Here is a 16,305-nt window from a genome sequence, read left to right as displayed (position 1 = left end):
TTCATAATTAATTTAGAAATCAATGAATTTCCATATTGTCCATCTTTCTACTCCCAAAACTTGGCGAGGAGGCGAACAGCAGATTGCTTATTTAGCTACCGAAATAGAGAAAAATCAAGAAGATAAAATCTCACTTCAACAAACAATTCTGACACCTCAAAACTCTTCTTTGTCTGATTTTATAAGAAATTATAATAAAGAAAACGTAACTACCAATTTGGAGGTAGAAGAGTTAAATGGAAACTCAAAGTTTGGACAAGCAAAATTTTTGGCTACTTTTTGTAAAAAAAATAAAGTAAGTATTGTTCATCTTCATGATGCACACGCACATACAATAGGTGTTTTGTCAGCCGTTTTTTTTCAGAATAAAACTAAATTTATCTTGAGTAGAAAGGTGATTTTTCCTGTTAAAAATAATTTTTTTTCCAACTACAAATACAATCACTCAGCTATAAAAAAAATAATTTGTGTTTCAGAAAAAGTAAAAGAAGTGGTGGGTCTTAGTATTAAAGACAAGTCAAAATTAATTACAATATATGATGGAATTGATTTGGATAAGTTTAGTAATGAAAATGACACATCTATTTTAAGGCAAGAATATAATTTGTCAAAAGATACGATTTTGATAGGAAATGTAGCAGCTCTTACACCTGAAAAAGATTATATTACCTTTTTAGAAACAGCAAAATTACTCATTCCTAAACTAGAGAAAAAAAATAAGCAGGTGTGTTTTTTCTTAATTGGAAAAGAAGGAGAATCAAAAAACGAAATTCATAAGTGGTTCAATCAAAATCCACAACTAAAAGAGCATTTTATTTTGACAGGTTTTAGAAATGACATTGCTTTTATTCTAAAAGAATTGGATGTTTTTCTTTTTACAAGCCAAACAGAAGGATTAGGAACAAGTGTATTAGATGCTTTTGCAAGTAAAGTTCCAGTTGTGGCAACAGCAGCAGGAGGAGTTCCAGAGTCTGTAATTAATAACAAAACAGGTTTGCTTTCAAATATAAAAGATTCTTTTTCTTTAGCTGAAAATGTAGAGAAGGTTCTATTTGATGAAGAACTAAGAAATAAATTAATACAAAATGCTACTATTCACCTCCAAAATTTTACAAAAGAAAATACAGCCAAGAAGACTTTAGAAATTTATAAAAATGTAGTTCACTCTTCATAGTGACAAACAAGCATAAAAAAATCCCTTTCATATATAAAAAATGGAAAGGGATTTCTCAGTTATATTTTAAAAAAGTGTAACTGAATAGCTAAAAAATAAGGAGTTGTAAAAAATAAGTTCTTTTTTAGAAGAAACTTCAACACGCTTACTATTCAATCTTGACTTTCTATTTGATAGAATTTCTGAAAAATAAAGCTCTGATAAAAATAATGAGTTAAAAATTTTGAGAAATTAATCTCAATCTCATTGCAGATGCTTTTAGAAATTACTATCAATTTGTTGCTTACTTGACTTATATAATTCAAAGTGTTTGCCAATGCCAAAATAAATTAAACTATTTGTCAATTAATTGCAAAATGTACGTATGAAGCTCATATAAGGCTATTATTGTTTTTTGATATAATTATTCAATATATAAATATTCCCATTTTGAAAGAGTGTATTTTTCATTATGAAAATTTATTTCTGCTTTTCTATCTCTATCTTTAATTCTTTGAAATTCTTATTCATAAATTTATCAAAAAATTCAAATCCTTTGTATTCTTGCTTACTGATTCCTATTTTTTTTGCTTTTTGAAGCTTTTTGTCTTTAACAAAACTAAGCTCTAAAATTTTATAAACGTCATTAAAAGTTTTGATTTCTACTGCGTTCCATTCTCTCAAATCTTCAAAAAGCCATTTCTTTTTTGGTAGAAATAAATAAGAAACAACTAATTCTTTTTTTGAAAAATGAAATGAAGTAGGCATTGTAGAAATTTTGAGAAGAAGTAGTAAAACGATAATTGCAGCAATACCGATAATCAAAAATTTCCAGTTTGATTCTAAAGAAAGTGACCAAGCAGCAATTCCTATAACTCCTAAACAGAAAATAGTAAGTGAAAAAAGTGTTTGAAATTTGAAAGAAAGTTTATTGTTCATGGCTAAATGAGATTTTTAATGATTTACTCTTCTTCGTCTGTTTCTTTTTCCTCTAATTCTTCTAAATTTTCAGTCAGATTAGAAACTGATTCTATTGATTTTACAGGTATATTGTGATGTTCGGCAGGTAAAAGTTTATCTACATACAAAAGTAAAATATCTAAATGTACAAACATTTCTTCTGCATGAGGAAGTAGTCTTTCGCCATGAGGAAGCAAAATTTTACAATGAGGGAGTAGCTTTTCGACTTCTGGCAAAAGTACGTCTTTGTACTTTAAAAGCAAATCTGTATAAGGTAACAACTCATCTAAATACGGCTCAAATAAATGAAAATAAGGCAATAATTCTTCTGCATGAGGTAAAAGCTGGTCAGAATAGGGAAGAAGTTTTTCTGCATGAGGAGCTATCTGATTGGCATAGGGCAAAAGTTCTTCTTTATAAGGTAACAATTTTTCTATATGAGGCGCAAGTAAAGACGATTGAGGTAACAAACTCTTGGCGTGGGGCATAAACTCGTCTGCATGAAGAAGCAAGCGAAGACTATGAGGAAATAAAGAAGGCGCATTCCAAAGAAGTTGAGGCGCATTTTTAGCAAATCCTTTTAATAAATTTCTATATTTTTTGTTTGCCAAACCTTTTAAATGATGAATTATAAATGGTAAGTTGTAAATTATCTGAAATTAGATGATTCTACAATCATATTAACTTAATTTGGAAAGGATTAGTTTTAATAAGATACTAATAAAATCCTAAGAGTTTTTAGAGTCTCTTAGGATTTTTAAATTAATGTAAAATTACAAAAATTATTCTTTTGCAGCCACACAAGAAATTTCTACACGTACATCTTTTGGCAAACGAGATACTTCAACAGTTTCTCTAGCAGGAGGGTTTTCTGTGAAATATTCACCATAAGCCTTATTAATAGCTTGAAAATCATTCATATCTTTTACAAAAATACTGCACTTTACAATGTTGTAGTAAGAAAGCTCAGCAGCTTCCAAAATTTGTCCCATATTGTGCATTACTTTGTGTGTTTCGTCTTCTATGCTTTCTCCATCTTGACCTGTAATTTTGCCACTTTTTGCATCCATTGCAATTTGTCCAGACACAAAAAGTGTGTTTCCATTCCAAACAGCTTGACTATAAGGACCAATAGGAGCAGGAGCATTTTCTGTAAATACTATTCTTGACATTTTTTTTAAAATTAGGATTTGAGAATCAGAAATAGGTAAATAAATAAAACCGTATTCTGTAAAGTACAAAATACGGTAATTTGTTTATTTTGAAATAGTATCAATTATTTCTTCAAATTTTCAATAATAATTGCTGAAGCACCACCACCACCATTACAAATAGCAGCTAATCCATATTTACCATTGTTCTGACTAAGAACATTAGTAAGTGTTGTTACAATTCTTGAACCTGAACAGCCAAGTGGGTGTCCTAAAGAAACTGCTCCACCGTTTACGTTTACAATTTTAGGATCAATATCTAATTCTTTATTGAATGCCATCGTTACAGCTGAAAATGCTTCATTTACTTCGAAAAAGTCAATGTCATTTTTTGTAAGACCTGCACGTTTTAGAGCTTTTGGTGCTGCAATTGTTGGTGCAGTCGTAAACCATTGTGGTTCTTGTTCTGCGTCTGCAAAATCTACAATTCTAGCAATTGGAGTAAGTCCTAATTCTTTTACTTTCTCTCCACTCATCAAGATTGCAGCCGAAGCACCATCATTGATTGTAGAAGCATTTGCTGCCGTAACTGTTCCATTTGCAGAAAAAACAGCTCTAAGAGTAGGTATTTTATCAAATTTTACTTTTTTGTACTCCTCATCTTCACTTACTACTACTGGGTCACCTTTTCTTTGTGGAATTTCTACAGCTACAATTTCGTCTTTAAATCTGCCTGATTCTGTTGCATTTTTTGAACGAGTATAAGATTCTATAGCAAAAGCATCTTGTGCTTCACGAGTAAACTTATATTTTTCGGCTGTTTTATCAGCACTTACACCCATAGCAGAATTGTCATACGCATCAGCCAAGCCATCACGCATAAGTCCATCGATAAGTGTTCCATGTCCGTAGCCGTAACCACCAAAACGAGCTTTATCTAAGTAAAAAGGGATATTTGTCATACTCTCCATTCCTCCAGCAACTACTACATCCGAATGACCTAACATAATACTTTGAGCAGCAAACATAATCGCTTTCATACCCGAAGCACATACTTTATTCACTGTTGTACATTGAACAGAATAAGGAAGACCAGCCAAAACAGCAGCCTGACGAGCAGGTGCTTGTCCAAGGTTTGCTGAAATTACATTACCCATATAAACTTCTTCTACTTCTTTTGGGTCAAGATTGATTTTTTGCAATGCTCCTTTTATTGCTGTCGCACCAAGTTGTGTAGCTGCAACGGCTGCCAAAGAACCATTAAAACTACCAATGGGAGTACGAACTGTTGAAACTAAATAAACTTCTTTGAGTGTCATATAAGTTATACTTTTTGTGTAAATGTTGTATTGTAAAGATTACTGAAAAATTACTGCTATGCAGTAGTTGAGAGGTCTGCAAGTTACAAAAAAATGATATAAAAAACTCTTAACGAAGCTAAAGGGAAAGGTAAAATTAATTTTTAGAATTCTCATAAGTAGAGATAAAGTCTATTAATTCAATAGCTCACTTTCTGCATAATTATCTCCTTTATCTAGTTCTCTAAAATAAAAAACAATTGAGCCATTAGAAGAAATTTTGAGTTCAGAATAGCCTTCTATTTGCATTGTTTCTAGTACTTTTTTAGATTCTTTAAGGCTCAGGTCAGTTTTCATGGCTAGTTCTGTGGGGGTTAGATGTCCTCCATTTTGAGAGGCTGCTTCTAGTATTTGACGCTCATATTTGTTCATCAAAAATTTTCGTTGTCCTATGCGTGAAAACTTCCATAAAAAAAAGCCTGCTAATGCTGGTATTCCTCCCAAGGCAATTCCTCCTAACAAACCATCTACAAGTTCATTTCTGCCATTATTTATGTTAGCTAACATAATTATAAAAAAAATACTTCCTAGCACAACGAAAGTCATTCCGATTATCTTTCCAAGTTGATATTTGAGTGTTTGCATACGAAATAATATATAATTTGGTATTTTTAAATTTGTAATTACTTCAATATACATTTTTTCTAAAATTTGAACAAATCGTTATCCAGCAATTTTATTTTAAACTACTTACATCTTAGTCAAATCCAAAAGGCTTTTCTACCTAATAAAAAAACATTTTTACCGAAAGTAGTTATATAAAAAATTGTTTTGCTTCAATTTTTGTGTATTTTTCCATATAATAACTGCATTTAGTTATTAATCATAATAATTCTATCAAAATTTTAGCCCTAACAAAATACATGAGGTACGCTTGTACACTTTTCTGTATTCTAATTGTACATAGTTTTTCTATCTTCTCCAATTCTTCTTTTGCTCAATTTACTGATTTTGGAGATACACCCTTAGAAGCCGAACATCTGAGCATCGATCAAGGATTGTCTCAATCGACAGTGCTTTCTATTCTGCAAGATCAAAAAGGATTTATGTGGTTTGGAACACAAGACGGACTAAACAGGTATGATGCCTATAAATTCAAACTATTCAAATCTCAACGAGGAGACTCTACTTCCCTTCCTGACAACAATATACAAACACTTTTTCAATCTAAAGACGGTACAATTTGGGTAGGAACAGAAGCAGGTTTTTCAATGTACAACCTTGACTTTGATAATTTTACTAGCTATAGATATCAAGCTGCAAATAAAAAAACTATTTCTAATGATGATGTGAGTGCAATTACAGAAGATACAACAGGAGTTATTTGGATAGGAACAAAAAAAGGATTAAATAAATTTGATAGAAAAACAAAGACTTTTGAAAGATATTTTGCTGATGGAAAGACTAATTCTATTCCTAATAATGAAGTTACGGCACTTTACACAGATAAAAAAGGAAATGTTTGGATAGGAACACAAAATGGAGTTGCTCGTTATCAACCCAAAACAAATAATTTTAAAGTATTTTTAGCAGACTCTACTTTTTCCTCTTTACCAAATGGACATATTACCTGCTTTTTTGAAGACCGTTTTAAGGCACTTTGGATAGGAACAAAAAATGGAATAGGAAGATATAATCGTTTGGGTGATAATATGTCGTCTTACAAAGCCTCTCCTTTAGCTATTGAAGGGATAGAACAAGATGAAGATGGTAATTTATGGATTATCTCTGCTCTAGAACTTGGTAAGTTCAATCAAAATAATCACACCTATAAGCGTCAAAATATTGGCAATACCTTTGAGAATTATGGCTCTTTTAATGCTATTACAAGAAGTAAATCAGGACTTTTATGGATAGGAACAAATAAAAATGGAATTTTTAAGATAAATACTCGTACCAAACAATTCAAAACATTCCGTCATAACCCTGAAAATCAAAATAGTCTTCCTCCAGCATGGGTGTGGAGTATAACAAACTCTGATAAAAATAACCTTTGGATAGGAACAGCAGATGGTTGGAGTTATCTGAACGTAACTAAAGACTCTGCTTTCAATTATAGTACATTTTTTTCTTCCTTCCAAAATCCAAATACTAGAGATGTAACAGCTTTATTAAATGAAGGAGATTCTGTTTTATGGGGTTCTGTACTCAAAAATGGTCTTTTTAGAGCTACACTTGACAAACAAACTCATATTCCTTTAGATTTTCAAACTTTTGTAGCAAGTGAAAATGATTTTTTACAACAATCGCCGAGTGGAAACAGAATTACAACTATATATAAAGACAGCTTTGGTAAAATATGGGTAGGAACTTTTCAAAAAGGATTGAATGAAATTTATGAAGACACAACAGGAAATCATTTGAATTTTGAAAAAATTAATCCAAAAAAATACCGTTTTAGATACTTTATTCATGATAAAAATAATGCAGCATCTTTAGCAGGAAGTAGTGTCCGTATTATTTTTGAGGATAGAAATAAAAATCTATGGATAGGAACAGAAGAAGGAGGACTTAGTCTTGCCAAACGAGATAGTAAAGGAAATATCCTTTCTTTTGAAAATTTTTCTTATAAAGATGATGATCCTACAAGTATTAGTAGCAATGCAATCAGAACAATTTGGGAAGACGCATCAGGGTATCTTTGGTTAGGAACGCCAAATGGACTAAATCGTTTTGACCCAAAAACCAAAAAAGCCCTTCATTTTGGCGAACTAGATATAAAACTTAGCAGAGTTATTCATGGAGTTTTGGGAGATAAAAAAGAAAATCTATGGCTAAGTACAAATAATGGTATTCTTAAGTTTGATGTTGGGGATAGTATCGTATGGGAATTTAATCTTGAGGATGGAATACAAAGCAATGAGTTTAACTCAGGTGCTTCTTACTTGAGAAAAAATGATGGAATGATGTTTTTTGGTGGAATTGGAGGACTAACTATGTTTCATCCAGATACTGTAAAATCAAATAATTATCTTCCTCCTGTTGTTTTGACTGATTTCAAAATTTTTAATAAATCTGTGGCTGTAAGAGATGCCAATAATGAAGATTCTCCTCTCACACATCATATTTCAGTGGTTGATGAAATTATTTTGGATTATGAAGACCAAGTAATTACATTCGAATTTACGGCTCTTAATTTTTTACATCCTGAAAATAATAGATACTCATATCGTTTGGAAGGATTTGAGGAAAATTGGAATGAAGTAAACGACCGTCGTTTTGCTTCTTATACAAACTTGCCTAAAGGAGAATATAAATTTGTGGTTCGTGCTGCAAATAATGATGGTCTATGGAATAACGAAGGTGCATCTGTCAAAATTAGAATGCGTCCTCCTTTTTGGGCTACATTAGGATTTAGAGTTGCTGTTATTTTGGTTATTGCAAGTGGACTTTGGACAATCTATTATTTCCGAACAAAATCTATTAGAGAACAAAATACAAAACTAGAAAACTCTGTAAAAGAAAGAACAGGTGAATTGCTAGAAACTACTGAAGAGTTGCGTGTTCAGCGTGACCAGCTTGAAAATGCGTATGCAAATATTCGTTTGCTTAGTGATATTGGAAGACAAATAACAGCTCGTTTGCACCACAAAGAAATTATTCAATCTGTTTATGATAATATTCAAAAAGTAATGCCTGCTGATGCGTTTGGAGTGGCTCTCTTTGATGAGGATGCAAACTGTCTTACTGTTTCTGGTTTTATTGAAAATGGAAATGTACTACCTTTTCATATTTTAGATTTGAATGATAAGAGTGAGTTGGCTGTCAAATCGTTTAGTGAGCAGCGTGAGATTATAATTCATAACGTTCAACAAGAATATCTGAAATACATGGAAGAAAAGCCCCATCCAGATTTTGGGAAAACTACTTCTTCAGTTGTTTATTTGCCTTTAGTTTTGGCAGAGCGAAAAATTGGTGTCATAACAGCTCAGAGTTATAAAGAAAATGCCTTTGATTCAGAACACTTATCTATTCTTAGAAATCTAGCTACCTATATCGTAATTGCTTTAGATAACTCACAAGCCTATACAAAAATAGAAGCTCAAAAACATGAAATAGATGAAAATAGGATTTCTCTTGAATCAAAGAATAAAGATATTACAGATAGTATCAATTATGCAAAACGAATTCAACACGCACTTTTACCACCTTTATCTATACTAAAAGATGCTTTTGAAGCTTTTGTTTTATTTTTGCCTCGTGATATTGTAAGTGGCGATTTTTATTGGTTTACAGAGAAAGAAGGTAAAACTATCGTTGCTGCCATTGACTGTACAGGACATGGCGTTCCAGGGGCATTTATGTCTATTATTGCTGAAACACATTTAGACAGAATTATTAACGTGATGGGTATTATGAGTCCTGCTCTTATTTTGGAAGAGTTAGATAAAGCTGTCCGAAACACATTACGTCAGAATGAAACGCAAAGCCGTGATGGAATGGATATGTCAATCTGTGTAATTGATAAAAATAATAATGAAGTAGTTTTTGGAGGAGCAAAAAATCCATTGATTTATATTCAAAATGGAAATGTAGAACAAGTAAAAGGAGATATTAGAGGAATTGGAGGCTATTCAAGAAAATATTTAAAGAAAACCCCAACTTTTAATGAACATGTTATTAAAGTAAATGACCCAACTTCTTTTTATATATTTTCTGATGGTTATCAAGACCAGTTTGGAGGAAAACACGATGAGAAGTTTATGAAAAAACGTTTCCGTCAAGTTTTGAGAGATATTCATGCAGAAGACATGGATGCTCAAAGACAACTTTTAGAGCGTGGTTTTATACGATGGAAAGGACAAAGACAACAAATCGACGATGTCCTTGTGATTGGTTTTAAGATGGGATAAAAATAAAGTGAGAAGTTAGATTTTAGAAGTCAGAAGTGTCACATATGTGTTTTACGAAATACAAAGTGGGACGCTTAAATACCGTAGGTTCGTAGTGTGAAACTATGAACGAGTAGAGGGAGTCGTGTTACATTTTGTAAGAATACTTGTTCTAGCTTCTTTCAGGTATTGTTATAATTAGGTTTCCTGCATCGTCAAAGAATGAATTATTTATCAAAATAATTTTTTTATCTAATGAAAAGCTCTGTAATATTTCAACAAAATCTTTTGTGAATTTCTTTATCTGTTCACTAGGATTCGTTATACCTTTTTCCTGCATTTCTTTCCTTGTTGTATAAATATCAAGATAATGTTTCACGTCAAGATTCTTCCTGTGTCAGTTTACTTAGTTTTATTTAATTTTCTTTTCGCCATAAAAAGTGAGGTCATATAAATCATTGACACGGCTAAGATTGTCACTAGTTGAATTAGTCCGTGAGGAAACCTTTGAATATAACCGAATGAGAAATCAAAATATAGTGCTTTAACATTGAGAGCTAGTATTAGACTATACCAAAGTGCCATTAATAAGAATGGACTTATTGCATAAAATACTTTTTTCCTAAATTCTGTTTTAAACGATAATTTATTCACTTTAAGAATAGGAAGAGTAAAAATCCATGTCTTAGTCGAATAACCAATTATTGACCAAATTAGGACTGATATATAGCTTTTAGATTGAAAATCTAGCAAATTCAATGTTATAGTTATCAGAATCAGATTTAGGGTAATCCCTAAAAGATTCATGGATAGATATGGTCTGTTTCTAATCATTTTAATTAAGCCCACCTGACGTAAAACCCTTGTTAGTAGTAGTATTTTTTAGATAAAGTCTATGTGCAATCTATGTTGTTCGCACTTTACACACTGAAACAAATATGCTCCTAAATCGCTATCTTTTGTTAATCTTCTTGTTATATATTTCGTCGGAATGCCCGAATTTTCAATATCGTCTTTAAGTTCGTTCAAAAAAGGTTCAATAGATTGGCTGTCTGCATACCCAATAAACGCACAAGGTTCATTGCAATGTGTCAGCCAAACTTCTTGTTGCCAAGAAAAGTAGCTTGGTGTTTTATTTGTTATTTCTAGTAATAACTCTTTAGCTATTGTTGGTTCAGGGTCATTTGGGTCTGGTGACACTCCTTCAATTCCACAATAGTCATTAAAATCTCCTTTATACTTTTCTGCCGTCTGTCCGTTTACAATACACCACGGACAAATATAATCAGGTTTGTCAATGCTGTAAAATGAACTTACGTACTTTAAGCTTCTTTGTTCGTTGCAAATTGAACATACTCCGTCAACTTCCTTAAATATATCAAGGTCATATGCGTTTGGGCTGTATTTAAATTTTGGCAATTCCATATTTGTCTATTTAAAATTTTGATCTGTCAATATTACTACTAACATATTTATAAACGAACTACGTTCAATTTTTAAAAAAGAACTATTGTTATCTATTTCAAAGCAAAATATAGAAAGTGGAATTGAGTTATTCTAATTTCTAAAATCTAATTTCTAACTTTATTTATTCTACCACATAAACATCTTCACCTTCTTTTGTCATAAGGTATTTTTCTCTTGCAATTTCTTCTAGGCTTTTAGAATCGTTTATCTGTGCTTTTTTTGTTTCTAAAAGGTCAATTTGTTTGCTGTAATATTCTTTTTCGGCTTGTAGCTCTTCTAATGTTTGGCGCATACGGATTTGATTTAAGACATCATTTCCATCTAAGAAAAACATCCATAATACAAAAGCTACAAAAAACCAAAAGTAAAAATTATTGATACGTTGAAAAAAAGTCATAATCTAAATAGTAATTTATTTTTTAATTGAAATAATTTCTTACTCTCCTCTCATCATAGCTGCAATTTCTTCATCTGTTAGTTCTAAATCTTGTGAAGACATAAAACCTAAGCTACCCATTCCTCCCATACTTTCCATTCCACCCCCAAAACTTTCTCTTCCCATACTACCTAATGTTTCTCGTCTTTTCATGTTATTTAGGGAAGCACCAATGTTTACTAAAAAATCCATTTCTTTGAATATTTCATAAGGCTTTTCTGGATTGGTAATGTTTGCAAGATACGTATTAAACTCAAACATTGGTTTGTCGTAACGAATGGCAACGTACATTTTTCTACCTTTAAATGAAAAATAAATAGGTTCTTCGATAGTTTGAGCAATTTCGACAGCTTTATCCATGAAATCTTCACTAATCATTTTTTTAGCTTTTTTTCCATCTTTTGCATAAGCTGTAAAATAATCATTAAACTCTGGATGTTCTACATCTACAAATTCTCCGTGCTGTTCGTTTGCTTTTTTCGTTTCATATCCTAATCTTCCAAAACTTCCCTGTGAAGCATCAGGAATAATGACCATATCTGGAAAGCTTTTACTGAGTGTCGAAACCATAAAAATACCATCAAAAATTATGTGCCATTGACTAGAATCATTACCTTTTATATCTTCACTTTGCTCTTCCCAAGCAGCTTTTACTTCTGAAAATTGAACTTGTACACCATCTTGATTTGTTGTTACCAAATCATCGCCACCATAAAAATCAGGTTCACGCTTAAATAGCTCACTATCTACAAAATCGCTATAGGAAACAAAGCCATCAGAGTTATAATCTCCTCTAGGAGCTACAAATTCTATTAACTTAGAATTGACTGTTTTTTTGTAACGTAACTGAATATCTCTTCTATCTGCTAGTTTTCGTACTTGCCAAATTGCTCCTGCAATCAGAAAAACAGATAAAAGAATGACAACCCAAATAGCTAACAACTCCATAACAATCAAAACAAAGAGAACTATCAAAATAGCTGCAAGAGCTATCACAATCCCGAATTGAAGAATATTACGCCAAGAAAGTTCTTTTTTGAGGTCTTCTAAATGAGGAAGTAAATCTTCATCAAAAAGAGCTTTAAATTCTGCAAAACTACGCATGAAGTTAATTACGAATTAAAAATTACGAATTACGATTTTTCTACCAAAAAAAAATAATTCAGATAATAAAGGTTATCACGGGTATTTTTGTATAATAGTCTTTCAGATTGTTGAATTTGATAAAATACTGTTTTTGATGCTTGGTACGCCGTTTCAAAAGTTTCACAATGTTTTTTGTATGTTCAACTATCTAGAGTTGAACGAAATGCTTCCTCAGAAGTGTGATTCAAGCAAATAAATCACGCTTCTGAGGAAGCGAAACATTCAGTTATGAGCAACTGAATGCACAACAAAATATAACAAAAATTTTAAAACAGTATACTTAAACTGAAAGTCTGAACTACATTAATACAAACCGTGATAAGGTTTAATAAAAATCAAGTAAATAAAGAGATGCGACTTTAAATTTTAAATTGTTTTTTACAAATAGATAATCATATTATCTGTACTGTTTTTCAGTTCGTAATTTTTAATTCGTAATTCGTAATCGTTCTCTTGTTTCTAAATTTACTAAATAATAATTGAATTTAAGTGATTATTGTTCCCTTTTGCTCTATTTTATTTTTGGTTTTATGAAGTTTACCGAGCAATTTAATTGCTTTATCGAGAGTTTTGTTTTGTTTGTGTCCTAAGTTTTGAGTATGTTTAGGGTAAACTAATTTTTTGCATTAAATTTGCCTAAGTCTTACTATACTATTCATTAAAAAGATAAGATAAAAGACCATTTTTATAAATCTGTCTGAAGAAAATATACATCCTTATAAAATAAACTACCCTATGCCGACAATATTAATGGTTGTAGATGACGAACCAGATGTGCAGCTTTTGATGAAACAAAAATTCAGAAAGCAACTTCGCAATCATGAATATGAGTTTATTTTTGCTGCCAATGGTACTGAAGCCCTTGACAAACTAAAAGATAATCCGAATATTGATGTTATTTTATGCGATGTAAATATGCCTGAAATGGACGGAATTACGCTGCTTTCAAAAACAAAAGTAGTGAATCCAACTGTTCAGACAGTTATCGTTTCGGCGTATGGAGATATGAGAAATATCAGAAGAGCAATGAATAATGGTGCATTTGATTTTGTAACAAAGCCAATTAATTTTAATGATTTGGGTGCAACAATTGCAAAGACAATAAAACATGTACAACGCCTAAAAGAATCTATCACAGAAAAAGAACAATTACACCAAAAATTAGAACGATATAGTAGAGATTTGGAGCAGACAATAGAGGAAAGAACAAATGAAATTACAGTTCAGAAAGAAATTATTGAAGCTAAAAATCAAAGTATCACAGAGAGTATCAATTATGCCAAGCGAATTCAAGATGCTGCTCTGCCTCGTGTAGAAGAAATTAAAGAATCAATTCCAGATTCATTTATTTATTTCAAACCTCGTGATATTGTAAGTGGCGATTTTTATTGGTTTTTAAAGGAAGGAAACAAAATTGTCGTAACGGCTGCCGATTGTACAGGACATGGAGTGCCAGGTGCATTTATGTCATTAATTGGAAATGATTTATTGAATGAAATTGTAAGTGCTAGAGGAGTCATAGAATCAGATAAAATATTAAACGAACTGCACGATAGCGTTAGAAAAGCATTACGACAAGAAGAAAATAAAAGTCGTGATGGAATGGATTTGGCTCTTTGTGTGATTGATTTAGAAAACAAAAAACTACAATTTTCAGGAGCAAAAAATCCTTTAGTCTATTTCAAAAATGGAGAAATGACTTTAATAAAAGGAGATAAATATCCAATTGGAGGTGTTCAGTTTCAATTAGATAGAAATTACACTCGTCATGAAGTAGATTTGAGTGAACCTATCATGTTGTATCTTTTTTCTGATGGTTATCAAGACCAGTTTGGAGGAGAAAAGTCAGAAAAATTTATGAGCAAAAACTTTAGAGCTCTCTTGAAAGAAATTCATGAAAAACCAGTCGAAGAGCAAAAACAAATCTTAGATGAGGAGTTTAAGACATGGAAAGGTGATCGTTCTCAAATTGACGATATTTTGGTAATGGGAATGCGTTTTTAGAAAAAATAATACAAACAAAAAAGCTATCAAAATAGAATTGATAGCTTTTTTCATGAAGTAAATTTATCAAATTTAACACCCACATTCTCCTATAAAACTTTCTTTTACACTTTTTCCTTCTTGATTGGTTACTTTTAAAGTTCCTGTGTAAAGAAAAGTTTCATCTCCATTTTGGCTTTCTCTTTCTGTCTCTGTTTCTAGCGTATAGTTTTGTGTTGCATTTTCACTTTTATAGGTGTTTTTATAATGTGTTTCTGTAACCATTTCAGAATTTGTTTGTACAAATTTTACCAACACGCCATCAATTTTCACAAAAGCTATTTTTTCATAGTTGTCCATATAGCTATATTTTTTTCCTCCTTTAAAATCAGCTTCATTTTTTGAAAAATAACAAGAACAACCATCTATTTCTGGTGGGAAATCGGAAAAAGTATCAATACTGAAAGCAGGTTCTTCTACTATTTCTTCTTTAATAATTTCCTCTCTTAATATAGAGGTTTCGGTAGTGGAGTCTACATCAGAGGTGGTTGTCTCTTTTTTTGAGTTACAAGCTGTAAATAATAGTATAGAAAAACAGAATAAGATTTTTTTTAATAAAGTATTCATAGGTATAAATAGTAAAAGCAAAAATAATTTTCAATGATATAATAACAAGATAAGAATTTATCAAAACTAAAAGCAAAATAATCTGTTTTTATGTTTTCACAAAGGAATCAAATTATCAACTATGAACTCAATTAGTATTTTAGGCTGTGGATGGCTTGGATTAGAAACAGCTAAATTTTGTATAGAAAAAAAACAAAAAGTAAATGGATCAACTACCTCTACAGAAAAAATAGAAATTTTAGAAAAAGAAGGAATAAAACCATTTCATTTGGAGTTGAATGAAGAAAAAATAAAATCAGCTAATTCTAATGACTTTTTTCAAGATTTTTTCGAAACAGATATTTGTTTAATAAACATACCACCACCAAGAGAAAATAAAGAATTCTATAAAACTCAAATGGAATTTATCAAAAATCATTTGTTAGAAAATAAAAAAGTAACTAAAAAAGTGATTTTTATTAGTTCTACGTCTATTTATAAAGACTCTACTTTTCCATTGTCTGTGTCGACAATAGAAGAATCTTTTGAAAATGATGTGCAAAATGTAGAGGAGGCAAATCGGAAAGATATTTTTGAAGCTGAAAATGTGTTTATAGAAGCCAGTAAAAAAACAGATTTAGAAGTCGTTATTTTACGAGCAGGTGGACTTATGGGAGGTAAAAGAGTGGCAGGAAAGTATTTTGCAGGTAAAAAGGACTTAAATACAGGTCATATTCCTGTAAATTTCATACATAGAAAGGATTTGATAAACATTATTTCTCTAGTTGCTGAAAAAATAAGTGAAGATAGGCTTTTTAACGACACAAACACTAACAGTTTTGAGGTATTCAATGCAGTCTGTCCGATTCATCCAATTCGTAAAAAAGTCTATGAAAAGAATGCAATAGAGTATAATTTTGAATCTCCTACATTTTCAAATGATGAACAAATGATTGATTATAAGATAATTAACTCAAAAAAAATACAAGAAAAGTTAGGATATGAATTTATCTATCCCAATCCGTTATATTTTCCAGTAGAAAGTTAAATTAAAGTTTTTTTGATAAATAAACTATTTAAAAGGTACTTCAAAATGATAAAATCTATTGTTATATAAAAGTCCTGTTTTTCGATAAAAGTCATTTAAAAACTTAACTTTGTGTTAATCTATATTTATTCATTCCCTTAAAGTGAATAAATAAAAACTCATAAA

General features: G+C 31.1%; 14 protein-coding genes. 4 read left to right on the top strand and 10 right to left on the bottom strand.

The window, feature by feature from the left end:
* Positions 1 to 22: 22 nt before the first annotated feature.
* Positions 23 to 1,174 (top strand): glycosyltransferase family 4 protein, encoded by a 1,152-nt coding sequence (locus tag V9L05_RS05790; protein WP_338814741.1) that lies wholly within the window; start codon positions 23 to 25, stop codon positions 1,172 to 1,174.
* 459 nt (positions 1,175 to 1,633) lie between these two features.
* On the opposite strand, the gene V9L05_RS05785 is transcribed toward V9L05_RS05790, so the two are convergent.
* The 5 genes from V9L05_RS05785 to V9L05_RS05765 all read right to left on the bottom strand — a co-directional run bounded on the left by V9L05_RS05785 (position 1,634) and on the right by V9L05_RS05765 (position 5,207).
* A complete protein-coding gene (locus V9L05_RS05785) occupies positions 1,634 to 2,092 on the bottom strand; it encodes a hypothetical protein (protein ID WP_338814740.1) in 459 nt (152 codons plus the stop codon).
* Positions 2,093 to 2,115: 23 nt separating this feature from the next.
* On the bottom strand, positions 2,116 to 2,724 hold the full coding sequence (locus V9L05_RS05780; protein WP_338789854.1) for a hypothetical protein: 609 nt from the start codon (positions 2,722 to 2,724) through the stop codon (positions 2,116 to 2,118).
* Between the two features lie 171 nt (positions 2,725 to 2,895).
* Entirely contained in the window at positions 2,896 to 3,285 is a 390-nt protein-coding gene (locus V9L05_RS05775) for a RidA family protein (protein WP_338789855.1), read from the bottom strand.
* 104 nt (positions 3,286 to 3,389) lie between these two features.
* On the bottom strand, positions 3,390 to 4,583 hold the full coding sequence (locus tag V9L05_RS05770; protein WP_338814739.1) for an acetyl-CoA C-acyltransferase: 1,194 nt from the start codon (positions 4,581 to 4,583) through the stop codon (positions 3,390 to 3,392).
* 174 nt (positions 4,584 to 4,757) lie between these two features.
* Positions 4,758 to 5,207 carry a hypothetical protein gene (locus tag V9L05_RS05765; RefSeq protein ID WP_338814738.1) on the bottom strand — a complete coding sequence of 150 codons (450 nt, stop codon included), beginning with the start codon at positions 5,205 to 5,207 and terminating at the stop codon, positions 4,758 to 4,760.
* A gap of 278 nt (positions 5,208 to 5,485) precedes the next feature.
* Here V9L05_RS05765 and V9L05_RS05760 point away from each other — a divergent pair, with 278 nt between their 5' ends.
* The gene (locus V9L05_RS05760; RefSeq protein ID WP_338814737.1) at positions 5,486 to 9,475 is read left to right on the top strand and encodes a two-component regulator propeller domain-containing protein; all 3,990 of its coding nucleotides are present in this window, start codon (positions 5,486 to 5,488) and stop codon (positions 9,473 to 9,475) included.
* Positions 9,476 to 9,626: 151 nt separating this feature from the next.
* Here the strand turns inward: V9L05_RS05760 and V9L05_RS05755 are convergent, their stop codons facing one another.
* The 4 genes from V9L05_RS05755 to V9L05_RS05740 all read right to left on the bottom strand — a co-directional run bounded on the left by V9L05_RS05755 (position 9,627) and on the right by V9L05_RS05740 (position 12,461).
* Entirely contained in the window at positions 9,627 to 9,833 is a 207-nt protein-coding gene (locus V9L05_RS05755) for a hypothetical protein (RefSeq protein ID WP_338814736.1), read from the bottom strand.
* 503 nt (positions 9,834 to 10,336) lie between these two features.
* On the bottom strand, positions 10,337 to 10,879 hold the full coding sequence (locus tag V9L05_RS05750; protein WP_338814735.1) for a CbrC family protein: 543 nt from the start codon (positions 10,877 to 10,879) through the stop codon (positions 10,337 to 10,339).
* Between the two features lie 163 nt (positions 10,880 to 11,042).
* Entirely contained in the window at positions 11,043 to 11,318 is a 276-nt protein-coding gene (locus V9L05_RS05745) for a septum formation initiator family protein (protein WP_338789861.1), read from the bottom strand.
* 39 nt (positions 11,319 to 11,357) lie between these two features.
* A complete protein-coding gene (locus tag V9L05_RS05740) occupies positions 11,358 to 12,461 on the bottom strand; it encodes a DUF3137 domain-containing protein (protein WP_338814734.1) in 1,104 nt (367 codons plus the stop codon).
* Positions 12,462 to 13,238: 777 nt separating this feature from the next.
* Here V9L05_RS05740 and V9L05_RS05735 point away from each other — a divergent pair.
* Positions 13,239 to 14,507 carry a response regulator gene (locus V9L05_RS05735; RefSeq protein WP_338789863.1) on the top strand — a complete coding sequence of 423 codons (1,269 nt, stop codon included), beginning with the start codon at positions 13,239 to 13,241 and terminating at the stop codon, positions 14,505 to 14,507.
* 72 nt (positions 14,508 to 14,579) lie between these two features.
* Here the strand turns inward: V9L05_RS05735 and V9L05_RS05730 are convergent, their stop codons facing one another.
* On the bottom strand, positions 14,580 to 15,113 hold the full coding sequence (locus tag V9L05_RS05730) for a hypothetical protein (protein ID WP_338814733.1): 534 nt from the start codon (positions 15,111 to 15,113) through the stop codon (positions 14,580 to 14,582).
* 121 nt (positions 15,114 to 15,234) lie between these two features.
* Here V9L05_RS05730 and V9L05_RS05725 point away from each other — a divergent pair, with 121 nt between their 5' ends.
* Positions 15,235 to 16,140 carry a hypothetical protein gene (locus V9L05_RS05725; RefSeq protein WP_338814732.1) on the top strand — a complete coding sequence of 302 codons (906 nt, stop codon included), beginning with the start codon at positions 15,235 to 15,237 and terminating at the stop codon, positions 16,138 to 16,140.
* The last annotated feature ends 165 nt before the right edge of the window (positions 16,141 to 16,305 follow it).

It is taken from the genome of Bernardetia sp. Wsw4-3y2 (assembly GCF_037126295.1).
In the GTDB taxonomy this organism is placed as follows: domain Bacteria; phylum Bacteroidota; class Bacteroidia; order Cytophagales; family Bernardetiaceae; genus Bernardetia.
Note: the sequence above shows the minus strand (reverse complement) of the source record. Positions and strands in the feature narration are given on the sequence as shown.